This window comes from Nostoc sp. CALU 1950 (genome assembly GCF_051172895.1).
Classification (GTDB): Bacteria; Cyanobacteriota; Cyanobacteriia; order Cyanobacteriales; family Nostocaceae; genus Nostoc; species Nostoc edaphicum_A.
On sequence record NZ_JBDNJQ010000008.1, the window covers coordinates 71,596 to 85,528 of the forward strand.

Below are 13,933 nucleotides of genomic sequence, written 5' to 3' on the forward strand. Positions count from 1 at the left end.
GCGTTAACTTTCGGTATGCCCTACCGTAGTTGCATTACTGCAAAATTTGTTTGCTAGGAGGTATTGAAATACCCGCCTACAATACTGTCCGTCTAGTACCTGTAAATCTTTTACCTACTTCCAGGTGATACTAGAACTACGAAGTAGAACCAGCAAGATTGAGTTGTCAAGGTGCAGTGTCTACTTGTTAAGTAGCCATGAGGTTTTTAATGTGGTTGATTACCTTTCCACAAAAACTACTTTACCAGAAGCCGTGCTAGAAGCACGGGGTTTTAAACCCAATTTTTCGATAAACATTTATCCTACCCTGAGGGGGAGCAGAAAGTTTTCAAAGCAGTCTTTAACCAATACCCAGACATTTCCTCAAATCAAATACACGAATTAGCAAAGAAATCAACTACTTTAAGACAACATTTGGGATTACCTTATTTTCAGTCCAAGGAAATACTTTTGTTTCCCTAAATCTTCTGCATGTTAATCATGTAAATATAGATGAAATGCACGCCGCAAAGCTATTACCAACAATGGTATTGGCAATTTACTTGGGCAGGTGCGAGTAGATAAAATTTCCTTTGCAAAAAGTTTTTTGGGGAAGCGATCGCACAATAACTGCCAAATGTAACGGATTGCAACGTATAATGAGAACGATAAAACGGTTAAGAAATATTGAAGAGCAGTAGGGTTACATGCGAGTAGCGATCGCGGGAGCGGGACTAGCAGGACTTTCCTGCGCGAAATATATTGCGGACGCAGGTCACACACCCATTGTCTTGGAACGTCGCGACGTTCTGGGCGGTAAAGTGGCCGCGTGGAAAGATGCTGATGGAGACTGGTACGAAACAGGACTGCACATCTTTTTTGGGGCATATCCCAATATGTTGCAGTTATTCAAAGAACTGGATATTGAAGATCGATTGCAGTGGAAAGAACACACAATGATCTTCAACCAGCCGGATGCACCAGGTACTTACAGTCGCTTTGATTTTCCAGATTTGCCGGCACCGATTAATGGTATAGTGGCAATTCTGCGAAACAACGACATGCTGACATGGCCAGAAAAAATCCGCTTTGGCATCGGGTTATTGCCGGTCATGATTCAGGGGCAAAAGTACGTTGAAGAAATGGACAAATATTCCTGGACAGATTGGCTGCGTAAACACAACATTCCAGAACGGGTCAATAAAGAAGTTTTTATTGCCATGGCCAAGTCGCTGAATTTCATTGGCCCAGATGAAATTTCGGCAACCATTCTTTTAACTGCCCTCAATCGTTTCCTCCAGGAAAAAAATGGCTCGAAAATGGCCTTTCTGGATGGTTCGCCAACAGAGCGGTTGTGTCAGCCCCTAGTAGATTACATCACCGAACGCGGCGGAGAAGTCCGCTTGAATGCCCCTTTGAAAGAGATTTTGCTAAACGCTGATGGCACTGTGAAGGGATACTTGATTAGGGGGTTGAATGGGGGCGAAGATGAAGTTTTCACGGCGGATTTGTATGTATCTGCCATGCCCGTTGACCCTCTAAAGGTCATCTTGCCAGCACCTTGGAAGCAAATGGAGTTTTTCCAAAAGCTAGAAGGCTTGGAAGGCGTGCCTGTAATTAACGTGCATCTATGGTTTGATCGTAAACTTACGCAAATTGATCACTTGCTATTTTCGCGATCGCCCCTCCTAAGCGTTTATGCTGATATGAGCAATACCTGCCGTGAATACGCCAACCCCGATCGCTCGATGCTGGAATTAGTTCTAGCCCCGGCAAAAGATTGGATTGCCAAATCCGATGAGGAGATTGTGGCTGCAACTATCGCCGAGTTAGAAAAACTCTTCCCCGACCACTTTGGAGGAGACAATCCAGCAACTTTGCTGAAATCTCATGTGGTGAAAACGCCCCGTTCAGTTTACCAAGCGACCCCTGGTCGTCAACAGTACCGTCCCTCGCAAACAACCCCCATTGCTAACTTCTATCTCAGCGGGGATTACACCATGCAACGCTACTTAGCCAGTATGGAAGGTGCCGTACTTTCTGGTAAGCTGACAGCGCAGGCGATTTCAGAGGCCCTCCCGGTAGCAAATTCCTCAAACCTGCAAACGCTCACCCGACCGCCCGCAACGAATGCTGCAACTGCCTGAATCCCCACCGCGCATGAAAACGCTGGTCTCTCTGGACGAGTCCTACGAACTTTGTCGTCACCTCATAGCCAAGTATTCCACGACTTTTTACCTCAGTACTTTGCTCCTGAGCAAAGAAAAACGTCCTGCTATTTGGGCAATTTATGCTTGGTGTCGCCGTTTAGATGAACTGGTGGATGGGCCCGCATCTGCTATCACCACGCCAGAAACCCTAGACCTATGGGAACAGCAGCTCGAATCGATGTTTGCTGGACACCCATTGGACAACTTCGATGTAGCCTTGGTAGATACCATTCAACGTTTCCCGATGGACATTCAACCCTTTAGGGATATGATTGCCGGTCAACGCATGGACTTATATCGCAGTCGTTATGAAACCTTCGAGGAGTTATACCTCTACTGTTACCGTGTTGCTGGCACTGTCGGCTTGATGTCAACAGCAGTAATGGGGTTGGATACTACCAGAAATATAGCTCCCTGGAACCGTGAAAAACAGCTATATATTCCCATCGAAGAAGAAATTGCCTTAGGAATTGCCAAGCAACTCACCAACATCTTGCGCGATGTGGGCGAGGATGCCCGAAGGGGAAGGATCTATATTCCCCTAGAAGATTTGGCAAGATTCAACTACACCGAACAAGACTTGTTCGAGGGTGTAGTGGATGAACGCTGGCGTTCCCTAATGCGCTTTCAAATTGATCGAGCACGACAGTTTTATAAAAAAGCAGAAAAGGGAATTTCCCACTTATCTTCTGATGGTCGTTGGCCTGTGTGGGCGGCTCTGATGCATTACAGTGGAATATTAAGCGTAATTGAACGTAACGATTATAATGCCTTCACTCGACGCGCCTACGTCCCCCAGTGGCAAAAGTTACGCTCTTTGCCCGTAGCTTGGATGCGATCGCAAGTCCTTTAAAAAATTAGTCATTTGTCCCTAGTCTTTAGTCCTTAGTGTTTTGTAAATAACCAATGATCAATGACCAATGACAAATGACTATTGACTCTTCCCAACAAACCTGCTAACATTGATATTCGTGAGTCAGGAGAGGTGGCTGAGTGGTCGAAAGCGGCAGATTGCTAATCTGTTGTACGGCAGGCAACTCCGTACCGAGGGTTCGAATCCCTCCCTCTCCGTTTTCCAGCCTGTGATACACAGTGTATATTCTGTGTACAACAATAAGTAGTAATGTCGGGGTAAATACCTCTACTCCTGAAGATGGATGATATGATTTATCCTTTGGAGTCTTGATTAAGATACAACTAATTTATAAATCTAGTTTGAATCTTATTTTAGACTCCTAAATATCTGAGGAGTTAAAGTTATTTATGAGAAAAATTAGCGCCGCCTTAACCTTCGGTATCGCTACCCTAGCAACTGGGTTCCTAGTTGGGGCTTGTGGCGATAGTAGTACTCCCAATGGCACAGCTAACAGCGGAAGTACCGCAACCCCAGCGGCAAACTCAACTACCACAAGCAGTTCTAAAGGGCTAAAAATTGGTTCCCTGCTACCGACAACAGGCGACTTGGCTTCTGTAGGACAGCAGATGCTAGGTTCTGTCCCTTTGCTCGTTGATACAGTCAACGCTTGCGATGGAGTGAATGGCGAACCAGTTACCTTGGTGCAAGTAGACGACCAAACTGACCCCAAAGCTGGTGCTGCCGGTATGACCAAACTAGCAACCTTAGATAAAGTAGCTGGTGTAGTTGGTTCCTTTGCCAGTAGCGTTTCTAGTGCAGCAGTTTCCATTGCCACGCCGAATAAAGTGATGCTGGTTTCCCCTGGTAGTACCAGTCCTGTCTTTACTGAAAAAGCTCAAAAAGGCGACTTTAAAGGCTTTTGGGCACGTACTGCTCCCCCCGATACCTACCAAGCACTAGCTTTAGCCCAACTTGCCAATAAAAAAGGTTTCAAGCGAATTTCTACAGTCGTGATTAATAACGACTATGGCGTTGGCTTTGAAAAAGCATTTGTGCAAACTTTTGAAAAATTGGGTGGAACTATCGTTAATAAAGATAAGCCTGTCCGCTATGACCCGAAAGCCCAGACATTTGATACAGAAGCGGCGGCTGCGTTTGCTGGTAAGCCAGATGCAGTACTGGCTGTACTCTATGCGGAAACTGGTAGTTTGTTTCTAAAAGCCGCCTATCAGCAAGGTGTGGCGAAGGGAGTACAAATTTTGCTGACAGATGGAGTTAAATCACCTACTTTTCCAGAACAAGTTGGCAAAGGCAGTGATGGTAAATATATTTTAACTGGAGCGATCGGTACAGTACCCGGTTCCGATGGTAAAGCACTAGAAAGTTTTAACAAACTGTGGAAGGATAAAAAGGGTGGTGCGCCAGGAGAATACGCTCCTCAAGCTTGGGATGCGGCGGCCTTATTGACGTTGGCAGCACAAGCTGCTAAGGAAAATACAGGCGTTGGTGTAGCTAGCAAAATCCGTGAAGTGGCTAATGCGCCTGGAACAGAAGTTACCGATGTCTGCGAGGGGCTGAAGTTGCTTAAACAGGGTCAAGATATCAACTATCAAGGAGCCAGCGGCAATGTAGATGTTGATGCTAATGGTGATGTGGTCGGTGTTTACGATGTCTGGACGGTAGGAGACGATGGACAAATCAAAGTGATTGACAAAGTTACCCCTAAGTAGAAAGTTAGGAGTTAGGAGTTATTAGTTATGAATTTAATCTTAATTACTCCTAACTCCTAATTCTTAACTCCTAACTCTTAAAACCCACTGAAGTTGTAACCAACTCCTAACAATAAGCCCACATCAGTTTGGTCGAAAAATCCCGCATTCACAGCGGCCGTTGCTGTGAATTGAGGAGTTAAAGGCACATCAATGCCACCAGATACTAAAAAGGCAAATTGCGAATCATCACCAGTTTTGTAAGCTGCACCCACTCCTACATAAGGTGCAATAGGCAAAGGCTCACTAAAAGCATCTGCTGACTGGAAGTTAAAATCGTAGGTAATAGGAAGTAGAACTGTGGTGTTGTCCCCAATTACGGCTGAGGGTCGCACAGATATAGAATTTGTTAGTCCGATTTTGCTGACTATTGCGAAGTTACCGTCGCCTAAAGATGAGTCCCCACCGTTCAAACCAATGTTAGCAGCGATGCCAACATAGCTGCTGCCGCCACGGGTACGTCTACCTAAATCAATATCCGATTGCGCCACTCTGGTATCAGATGGTTGAGCAGTAGTTTGAGAAGTCGATTCTACAAACTTAGATGTCAGTGTTACAGATGAGGTTGCCACTGTGCCTGGAATGGGTGTAGACGTTACACTGGCGTTTTCCTGTATCGCAGTGTTGGGTAACTGCTGTACCTCAGTTAAATTTGTTACTGTAAATTGTTCAGTTGTTTCTGTAGAGAGATTTTGTTTGGCAGTGTCTAGTTCTGTACTCAACTCGTTGGGAGACGCGACGGTTGCGGAAGGCTCAGTTAATGGCTGAGTGTTCAACGTGTCCACTGTCTGAGCAGTTGCAGATAAGCCGCTACTCAGAAATGCAAGAGCAGCTATACTTGGCAACCAAAAAACACCTTTACGAAGAAAAATAGTATTCACATTCACTCCTAAAACAATATTGCCACGAAAAATAAAGGTTTTTGTTGATTGAAGTCAACAAATTCGGGCAATACTCAAAATTTAACACCAAAAAATCGGTTTTTACATCCTGTACTTTACTTGATTTCTCTAGTTAATATTTACTAGAAAAAATTAAATACTATAACAATCCTGAATCATTCCTGAGAAACAATATCTCCGACAAATTTTACAAGTCGGGGATATGTGGGTTGCAATTTTCACAAAATTAAATAGGATTGCTATATATTATGAATATCCTGAATTTGGCAGATGACAAAATCTCTCTTGGCTTAAAGAAAAGAGAGTATTTGTGGAACAGGTCATTAGGATTGCGACCTTTCCCATGTTCGCGCAGCGTCTTGCAGAGAAGGAGAGAAGTTTTTTTCAGCATAGCTGCCTTGCCGCTTTTAGCCGCTTGATTGTGAAGTGATATTACAAAGCTTGCAAAAATATTTAGAAATTGTCTAGAAGGCAAACATAGTTCTAACGTAGAACCTATTAGGAGAGACTTGAGGCTAATGTGATGAGCGAAAATAATATTCAAAAGTATCGGTTTGTCTGTACTCTGACTTTTGGTGATATCTACGGTCAAATAATTGTTTGGTTAATTACGATTACTCTAAGTTTGGCATCAGCTTTGGCGTTGATGGGTGCCAAGCGACCTGTGTACGCTTTAGCAACGGCGGGTCTTGTCGTTCTGCTATCGCTACCTTTCTTGTTGTTTGCGTTTGTCACTACCTTGTTAAATCATATTGAAGTCACTCCTGTAGGCCCGGGAACCAAAATGGAACCCATGCCAGGTAATGTGTCTCAGCAACAACCTGTACAAGTAACTAGCTAAAGAGTTAGGAGTTATGAGTTATAAGTTATGAGTGATTCTATCTGTCTCATAACTCTTCATTTTTAACTTTTCACTCCTAATTTCAAATATTTGTCACAACGTCCCTGTCTATAGGCAGGGACTTTTTTTTGTAGAGATGCCGCTGTTGCAATGCACTACCTGATTAATCACGTCTCTACAATAGAACAGCAGTGGTTTGCAGTCGGGGGCTAAATATGCTTGAACATGATGTGATTATTGTCGGTGGTGGATTGGCAGGGTGTCGCGCTGCTGTGGAAATTGCCCGCACTGACCCTAGTTTAAATATTGCTGTGGTTGCTAAAACCCATCCAATTCGTTCCCATTCAGTTGCGGCTCAAGGTGGTATGGCTGCGTCACTGAAAAATGTTGATTCAGAAGATAGTTGGGAAGCACACGCTTTTGATACTGTCAAGGGTTCTGATTACTTGGCAGACCAAGATGCTGTAGCAATTCTCACCCAAGAAGCGCCAGGTGTGGTGATTGACTTGGAACACATGGGCGTTTTGTTCTCTCGCTTATCCGATGGGCGCATTGCCCAACGGGCTTTTGGCGGACATTCCCACAATCGCACTTGCTACGCCGCTGACAAAACCGGTCACGCGATTTTGCACGAATTGGTTAATAATTTGCGGCGTTATGGGGTGCAAGTTTATGAAGAGTGGTACGTGATGCGTCTCATTTTGGAAGAAAATGAGGCGAAGGGTGTGGTGATGTTCCATCTTTTGGATGGACATATCGAAGTAGTGCGGGCTAAGGCAGTGATGTTCGCTACAGGGGGCTATGGTCGCGTTTATAACACTACCTCTAATGATTACGCTTCTTCGGGTGATGGTTTGGCGATGACTGCGATCGCAGGTTTGCCCCTGGAAGATATGGAATTTGTCCAGTTTCATCCCACTGGCTTGTATCCAGTGGGGGTGCTGATTTCGGAAGCGGTACGGGGAGAAGGGGCGTATCTAATTAATAGTGAAGGCGATCGCTTTATGGCGAATTATGCGCCTAGTCGCATGGAACTGGCTCCTCGTGATATTACCTCACGAGCGATCGCTTACGAAATTCGCGCCGGACGTGGTATTCATCTTGATGGCAGTGCTGGTGGCCCCTTTGTCTATCTGGATCTGCGCCATCTGGGCAAAGAAAAAATTATGAGTCGCGTTCCCTTCTGTTGGGAAGAAGCACACCGCTTGGTAGGTGTGGATGCAGTAACCCAACCGATGCCAGTCCGTCCGACAATTCACTATTGTATGGGTGGTATCCCAGTTAACACCGATGGGCAAGTCCGCAGCAGTGGCGATGGCTTAGTTGATGCTTTCTTTGCGGCGGGTGAGACATCTTGTGTTTCCGTACATGGTGCCAATCGTCTGGGGAGTAATTCACTGCTGGAGTGTGTGGTTTATGGCAAGAGAACTGGGGCTGCGATCGCAAAATTTGTACAAAAACGTAAGTTGCCGTCTGTAAATGAGCAACGTTATGTAACAGAAGCCCAGCAACAAATTCAAGCTTTGCTAGAACAACCAGGACAATACCGAATTAACCAAGTCCGTCAAGCCTTCCAGGATTGTATGACTGACTACTGTGGTGTTTTCCGCACTGAGGCATTAATGAGTGAAGGGTTGCACAAATTAGAAGAAATACAACACCAATATCCGCAAATTTATTTAGATGACAAAGGTAGTTGCTGGAATACGGAACTCGTGGAAGCTTTGGAATTGCGAAGCTTGATGGTAGTGGGACAGACTATTTTGGCATCTGCTCTAAATCGTCAAGAAAGTCGTGGTGCTCATTTTCGTGAAGACTATTCTCAGCGAGATGATACAAACTTCCTCAAACATACAATGGCTTACTATTCACCAGCGGGAATTGACATTCAATATCGACCGGTGGCAATTACTATGTTTGAGCCAAAAGAGCGGAAGTATTAAACTTTAGCTAAAGGGTGAAATAGAAAATTTCATCCTTCTATAACTTTCTAATTTTTATATGTGGGTGGCTGGATTTAAAGTATGAACGAACCACAAACTTGGTATATTGTCAAGCGCTCTGGTGGAAACTGTGAAATCATCCCCAGCGAACAAGTTGGTGACGATAATCTAGAAATTATAGAAGAGTGGGGGCCTTTTAGTTCACAAGAAGAAGCGATCGCTCGGCGTGTCGGACTTATTCGGGCCGGGAAGTGCCAACCAATTTAAGTTAGGAGTTTTGAGTTAGAAGTTATGAGTTGACAATGACAGTCTTTATTCCTAACTCCTGACTATTCCCTCCTAACTTTATTCCTGCCTCTTCATTTTTCTGCTGTGGTTGTGCTCTTAACAGCAATTTTTTTACCTATCACTTCTACTGCTTTAGCGAATTGAGGATCTGCTAAAGTAGCAAGTTTGTCACGTTCGTTGAGCCACAAATCTTGTCGCTGGGCATCGGTCAAATCCACCTTCACATCTGGATCAATACCATGCTTATTAATATCTCTATCATTGGGCGTGTGGTATTTGGCAATTGTCACCGCTAATCCTGAGCCATCTTCTAGTGGACGTACTGATTGCACTAATCCCTTACCAAAGGTTTGAGTACCCACCAAAGTTGCACGTTTGTTGTCCTGCAACGCTCCTGAAAGGATTTCGCTGGCACTGGCTGAACCTTTATCCACTAATATCACCAACGGTTTATTTGTCAAAGCACGTCCGTTTGCTACTTCTCGCTCTCGTTCACCTTTGCGGTCAATGGTAGAAACAATTGTGCCTTTATTCAGCCACATTCGGGCAATATCTATACTGGAGTAAAGTAAGCCGCCTGGATTACCACGCAGATCAAGGATATATCCAGCTACCCGTTTGCTTTCTAAATCTTTGATGGCGCTTTGCATTTCTTTACTAGCACCAGCGCTGAATTGGTTTAAGCGAATATAACCAAGATTCCCTGCTGGAGTTTTCTTTTGAGAATACTTAACCGGATGGATTTCAATTCGCGCTCGTTTGATGTCAAACTTTCTTGTCTGACCATTGCGCTGAATAGTTAAGCTGACTTGGGTTCCTGCTTCACCTCTAATCAAGGATACTGCTTGATTAGTATCCATTCCCTTGGTGCTTTTGCCGTCGATTTGGAGGATGACATCTTTTGCCAAAACACCAGCTTTAAAAGCTGGCGTATCTTCGATTGGCGCAATTACAACCAATTGCTTTGTTTTTTCATCCTGACTGATCGTGATCCCAATCCCTGTAAGTTCCCCAGAGGTATCCACTTGCATATTCTTGAATTCCTGTGGGTCCATAAACCGGGTATATGGATCTTCTAGCTTTTTCAGCATTTCCCGAATGGACTTATACGCTTCCTGGGGATTACTGTAGGACTTGCTCAAGTACTCCTTACGAACAGCCTGCCAATCTACCTGATTAAAAGTACCGTCTACATATTGGCGCTGAACAATTTGCCAAACTTCATCTACCAATTCTTTGGGACTTGCTTTAAATAAAGCCTGACCTCGCGAATGAATGCCAAGGCTAGTAACAGCGATCGTGGAGAGTGTCACTGCCGTAGCACCCAAAACAAGCCTACTTTTTGTAATCACCATAATGACAGTTGCGTCAGAGGGAAAATTTATAGTCAGTATGCTCAATCTAACACAGGCTACAACTGTACAGACCAAGCATGTATTCCTAATTTAAACAAAATACTTGACAATCCAGCGAACTTGATACTTAAAAGATACAAAATTTTTAAGAATGGTTAATGGCTTTCAAGGGTAAATATTTAAGAAAGGCATAAGATAAGCAGGTAAAATATTTATCTAATGTCTTGAAAGATGGCAAACAGAGTAGTTTTTATGGGCATAAAACCCAGATTATTCAGCCAAAATGTGCCGAAATACATCTGTGTGCTATGGCGATCGCTAGTGGCAAGTTGAGTGTTGGTAGATTCTATTTATGCCTATATTCCCATTAGGCTTCACTCCACAACTGAATGTCTCTCAAATCACCCTCTCTACTGCGTGATGATTAAATACCTACTCTTGAATGCCACTCCCCATTCCCCAATCCTTCAATAAATTTTCCAGCCCCCTAAACAATTGCTGGAAAAATCCGATATGTCGCCTACAATAGAGATAGCGGAGACGCATGTTTCCGTTCACTCCTCACACCACACTCCGCCCGGACTACTGTTCGGGCGGTTCCTTATGTTTGTAAATAAATTCTAGAGCTTCTTTGCAAATGTACATCCTCGCATTCCCAAGCTGAGGTTTTTGCTATGGTAGAATTTTCACCAAGCTCAGATATTATTGGCGAAGGTTTTAGGCATGTCAGCAGCCGCACAAGTTACCGATTCTAGTTTCAAGCAAGAAGTACTCGACAGCGATGTACCCGTTTTAGTTGACTTTTGGGCACCCTGGTGCGGACCATGCCGTATGGTAGCTCCTGTTGTCGATGAAATCTCCGAACAGTACAAAGGTCAAATAAAGGTCGTAAAAGTAAATACTGATGAAAATCCTAATGTTGCTAGTCAGTACGGCATCCGCAGCATTCCTACATTAATGATTTTTAAGGGTGGACAAAAAGTCGATATGGTGGTTGGCGCCGTGCCTAAAACTACATTAGCTTCCACTCTTGAAAAGTATCTTTGAAACTCAATAGGCAATAAAATCCTTTTGAGTTATCCATGTTCTTCTAACTTGAGGTTAATTTTTATAAACAAGTTTGAGAGGCGTAATTTATCGTTTTTCAAACTTGTTTACATTTGTATACAGTTTGATAATATCTTTAGGGATTTTCTATCTCAAAAACAACTCATTAGGGAATGGGGCATGGGGAAGATGTTTGTTACCAATGCCCAATGTCCAAGCGATGGGGCGACTATCCCTCTCCACAAGGGGATGGAGTTTCCCGTCGCTTTCAATAACTAAATTTATACCAATTTGAAAACAAAAGAATTCACACCAGGCCAGATGCGCCAAGGCGATTCCCAATCCAAAATTCAAAATGGTATTAGTTGCGATGTAAATGCAGAAATGTTCATATCAGACAGCTTTTATCAGGGTTTGATCACAACCTAATTGCGATCTTGCTTAGTTTGTTAGAACCCAGAGGAAGATTAAGAGCAACAATAAAACAAGTCTCTTAGAAGAAAATCTTAGCTGCTGTATTTCTAATTAAGTTCCACAAATGTTGAAGTAGCGATATATTTTGATAATCTATCTTCCATAAATCAACTGTTTGTTGTTGAATCTATGAAGTCTTATTTAGCCGCCGCTATTCAATTGACCAGTGTGCCCGATTTACAGAAAAATTTGGCCCAGGCAGAAGAATTAATAGAGCTTGCCGTGCGTCAAGGTGCTGAATTGGTGGGTTTGCCAGAAAACTTTTCCTATATGGGAGAAGAAAAAGATAAACTCGCACAAGGGGATGCGATCGCTCTTGAAAGTGAAAAATTTCTCAAAAAAATGGCTCAACGCTTTCAAATTACGATCTTGGGCGGCAGCTTTCCACTTCCCGTAGACAATACAGGCAAAGTTTATAACACAACTCTACTCATTGACCCAAACGGTCAAGAACTTGCCCGCTACTACAAAGTACACCTATTTGATGTTGATGTCCCCGACGGCAACACTTACCGTGAATCCAGCACGGTTGTGGCTGGTACGCAACTCCCCCCCGTCTATTTCTCAGAAAAACTCGGTAATCTAGGACTTTCTATTTGTTATGATGTCCGCTTCCCCGAACTGTATCGTCACCTGGCAGATAAGGGAGCTGATGTTATCTTTATTCCCGCCGCCTTTACCGCCTTTACTGGCAAAGACCACTGGCAAGTACTACTACAAGCCAGAGCCATCGAAAATACCGCCTACGTCATTGCTCCTGCCCAAACAGGTAACAACTACAGCCGCCGTCTAACCCACGGACATGCCGTTATTATTGACCCTTGGGGTGTAATTTTAGCCGATGCTGGGGAAAAGCCGGGAATTGCGATCGCAGAAATCAAGCCCACTAGGCTTGAACAAGTCCGCCGTCAAATGCCCTCTTTACAGCATCGGGTGTTCTAGGGATTGGGGACTGGGGATTGGGGACTGGGGATTGGGAACACGGAGAGCAATGCCCCATGCTCCATTCCTAATCCTTAATAAGTCAACAAAAAACCGGGTGTTTACCCGGTTTCTGACAACATTAAAATTCTCAGTTTTTTAGGGGCATAGTTTTGCTATGCTCCTATTTATTTAGTTGTCAAAATTAAACTTTAGCCGCAGCTTTGGTAACAACGTTAAGTTCACCCTTAGCATACTTAGCAGCAAAATCTTCCAAAGAAATTTGCTTAATCTTGCTGGCGTTGCCAGCTGTGCCAAATTGCTGATAGCGTTCAGCACAAACCTTCTGCATGTATGTAATAGAAGGCTTGAGGAAGTGACGGGGGTCAAATTCTTCTGGTTTTTTAGCCAAAGCTTCACGTACAGCAGCAGTAATAGCCAAACGGTTGTCGGTATCGATGTTTACTTTACGTACACCACTCTTAATACCTTTTTGGATTTCTTCTACAGGTACACCGTAGGTTTCAGGAATTGCACCACCATACTGGTTAATCAGTGCAAGCAAATCTTCAGGTACAGAAGAAGAACCGTGCATTACCAAGTGGGTGTTGGGCAAACGGCGGTGAATTTCTTCAATGCGGCTGATTGCCAAAATTTCACCAGTCGGCTTGCGGGTAAACTTGTAAGCACCGTGGCTTGTGCCGATGGCAACAGCCAAAGCATCTACTTGGGTTGCTTCTACGAATTCAACAGCTTCATCGGGGTCGGTTAGAAGTTGTGAGTGGTCGAGTGTACCCTCAAACCCGTGACCATCTTCAGCTTCACCAGCACCAGTTTCTAGAGAACCCAAACAACCGAGTTCACCTTCAACGCTGACGCCCAAAGCATGAGCTACATTTACAACTTCGCGGGTAACATTGACGTTGTACTCGAAGCTAGCGGGTGTTTTCGCATCAGCTTCTAAAGAACCATCCATCATCACGCTGGTGAAGTTGTTCTTAATTGCTGAGTAGCAGGTAGCAGGAGCATTGCCATGATCTTGGTGCATGACAATGGGAATGTGAGGATAGGTTTCTACCGCAGCCAAAATCAGGTGGCGGAGAAAGTTTTCTCCTGCATAAGCACGAGCGCCACGAGAAGCTTGCAAAATTACGGGGCTATCTGTCTCGACAGCAGCCTTCAGGATTGCCTGAATCTGCTCCAAATTGTTAACGTTGAAAGCTGGGATGCCGTAACCGTTTTCAGCTGCGTGATCCAACAGCAGCCGCAGTGGTACAAGCGCCATAGATAGTCCTCCTAATGTGGTTGTCAGCTAGTCGGTCTGAGAGAAGCGCAATAATTACGCTAA

Annotated in this window: 11 protein-coding genes and 1 tRNA gene; 9 read left to right on the forward strand and 3 right to left on the reverse strand. The window is 44.2% G+C overall.

Translation table 11 applies throughout. The annotated features are described in order from the left end of the window. Window positions 1-686: 686 nt before the first annotated feature. The 4 genes from pds to ABF638_RS04365 all read left to right on the forward strand — a co-directional run bounded on the left by pds (window position 687) and on the right by ABF638_RS04365 (window position 4,775). Complete coding sequence (pds, locus tag ABF638_RS04350; protein WP_435020547.1) at window positions 687-2,126, forward strand: 15-cis-phytoene desaturase; 1,440 nt, start codon at window positions 687-689, stop codon at window positions 2,124-2,126. After that, complete coding sequence (gene crtB / locus ABF638_RS04355) at window positions 2,110-3,042, forward strand: 15-cis-phytoene synthase CrtB (RefSeq protein WP_069070856.1); 933 nt, start codon at window positions 2,110-2,112, stop codon at window positions 3,040-3,042. Before pds ends, crtB begins: the two co-directional genes overlap by 17 nt. A 126-nt stretch (window positions 3,043-3,168) precedes the next feature. Next, window positions 3,169-3,260: transfer RNA gene (locus ABF638_RS04360), tRNA-Ser, on the forward strand. 192 nt (window positions 3,261-3,452) lie between these two features. Then, the gene (locus ABF638_RS04365; protein WP_435020550.1) at window positions 3,453-4,775 is read left to right on the forward strand and encodes an ABC transporter substrate-binding protein; all 1,323 of its coding nucleotides are present in this window, start codon (window positions 3,453-3,455) and stop codon (window positions 4,773-4,775) included. 77 nt (window positions 4,776-4,852) lie between these two features. Here ABF638_RS04365 and ABF638_RS04370 read toward each other — a convergent pair whose 3' ends face one another. Then, window positions 4,853-5,695: a hypothetical protein gene (locus ABF638_RS04370; RefSeq protein ID WP_435020552.1), complete on the reverse strand. Its 843-nt coding sequence runs from the start codon at window positions 5,693-5,695 to the stop codon at window positions 4,853-4,855. 544 nt (window positions 5,696-6,239) lie between these two features. Between ABF638_RS04370 and ABF638_RS04375 the strand changes: the two genes are divergently transcribed. The 3 genes from ABF638_RS04375 to ABF638_RS04385 all read left to right on the forward strand — a co-directional run bounded on the left by ABF638_RS04375 (window position 6,240) and on the right by ABF638_RS04385 (window position 8,767). Further along, window positions 6,240-6,557, forward strand: coding sequence for a hypothetical protein (locus ABF638_RS04375; protein WP_435020554.1), 318 nt, complete (start codon window positions 6,240-6,242; stop codon window positions 6,555-6,557). A 215-nt stretch (window positions 6,558-6,772) separates the two neighbouring features. Continuing rightward, entirely contained in the window at window positions 6,773-8,500 is a 1,728-nt protein-coding gene (locus ABF638_RS04380) for a succinate dehydrogenase/fumarate reductase flavoprotein subunit (RefSeq protein ID WP_435020556.1), read from the forward strand. 81 nt (window positions 8,501-8,581) lie between these two features. Then, a complete protein-coding gene (locus ABF638_RS04385; protein ID WP_181932133.1) occupies window positions 8,582-8,767 on the forward strand; it encodes a transposase in 186 nt (61 codons plus the stop codon). A 92-nt stretch (window positions 8,768-8,859) separates the two neighbouring features. Here ABF638_RS04385 and ctpC read toward each other — a convergent pair whose 3' ends face one another. Next, window positions 8,860-10,143, reverse strand: coding sequence for a carboxyl-terminal processing protease CtpC (ctpC, locus tag ABF638_RS04390; protein WP_181932132.1), 1,284 nt, complete (start codon window positions 10,141-10,143; stop codon window positions 8,860-8,862). A 723-nt stretch (window positions 10,144-10,866) separates the two neighbouring features. On the opposite strand from ctpC, the gene trxA reads away from it, so the two are divergent. Both trxA and ABF638_RS04400 read left to right on the forward strand, forming a co-directional pair. Further along, on the forward strand, window positions 10,867-11,190 hold the full coding sequence (gene trxA, locus ABF638_RS04395) for a thioredoxin (RefSeq protein ID WP_181932131.1): 324 nt from the start codon (window positions 10,867-10,869) through the stop codon (window positions 11,188-11,190). 603 nt (window positions 11,191-11,793) lie between these two features. Further along, window positions 11,794-12,606, forward strand: a complete 813-nt coding sequence (locus tag ABF638_RS04400) for a carbon-nitrogen hydrolase family protein (RefSeq protein WP_069070845.1) — start codon at window positions 11,794-11,796, stop codon at window positions 12,604-12,606. A gap of 184 nt (window positions 12,607-12,790) precedes the next feature. Here the strand turns inward: ABF638_RS04400 and fba are convergent, their stop codons facing one another. Further along, on the reverse strand, window positions 12,791-13,870 hold the full coding sequence (gene fba / locus ABF638_RS04405; RefSeq protein WP_094348068.1) for a class II fructose-bisphosphate aldolase: 1,080 nt from the start codon (window positions 13,868-13,870) through the stop codon (window positions 12,791-12,793). Window positions 13,871-13,933 lie beyond the last annotated feature (63 nt).

What these genes read in the sequence shown, in the direction of transcription:
- ABF638_RS04375 (WP_435020554.1), top strand. Translation starts at nt 6,240, where the DNA reads ATGAGCGAAAATAATATTCAAAAGTATCGGTTTGTCTGTACTCTGACT.
- crtB (WP_069070856.1), top strand. Translation starts at nt 2,110, where the DNA reads ATGCTGCAACTGCCTGAATCCCCACCGCGCATGAAAACGCTGGTCTCT.
- ctpC (WP_181932132.1), bottom strand. Translation starts at nt 10,143, where the DNA reads ATGGTGATTACAAAAAGTAGGCTTGTTTTGGGTGCTACGGCAGTGACA.
- ABF638_RS04400 (WP_069070845.1), top strand. Translation starts at nt 11,794, where the DNA reads ATGAAGTCTTATTTAGCCGCCGCTATTCAATTGACCAGTGTGCCCGAT.
- fba (WP_094348068.1), bottom strand. Translation starts at nt 13,870, where the DNA reads ATGGCGCTTGTACCACTGCGGCTGCTGTTGGATCACGCAGCTGAAAAC.
- ABF638_RS04380 (WP_435020556.1), top strand. Translation starts at nt 6,773, where the DNA reads ATGCTTGAACATGATGTGATTATTGTCGGTGGTGGATTGGCAGGGTGT.
- trxA (WP_181932131.1), top strand. Translation starts at nt 10,867, where the DNA reads ATGTCAGCAGCCGCACAAGTTACCGATTCTAGTTTCAAGCAAGAAGTA.
- ABF638_RS04365 (WP_435020550.1), top strand. Translation starts at nt 3,453, where the DNA reads ATGAGAAAAATTAGCGCCGCCTTAACCTTCGGTATCGCTACCCTAGCA.
- ABF638_RS04385 (WP_181932133.1), top strand. Translation starts at nt 8,582, where the DNA reads ATGAACGAACCACAAACTTGGTATATTGTCAAGCGCTCTGGTGGAAAC.
- pds (WP_435020547.1), top strand. Translation starts at nt 687, where the DNA reads ATGCGAGTAGCGATCGCGGGAGCGGGACTAGCAGGACTTTCCTGCGCG.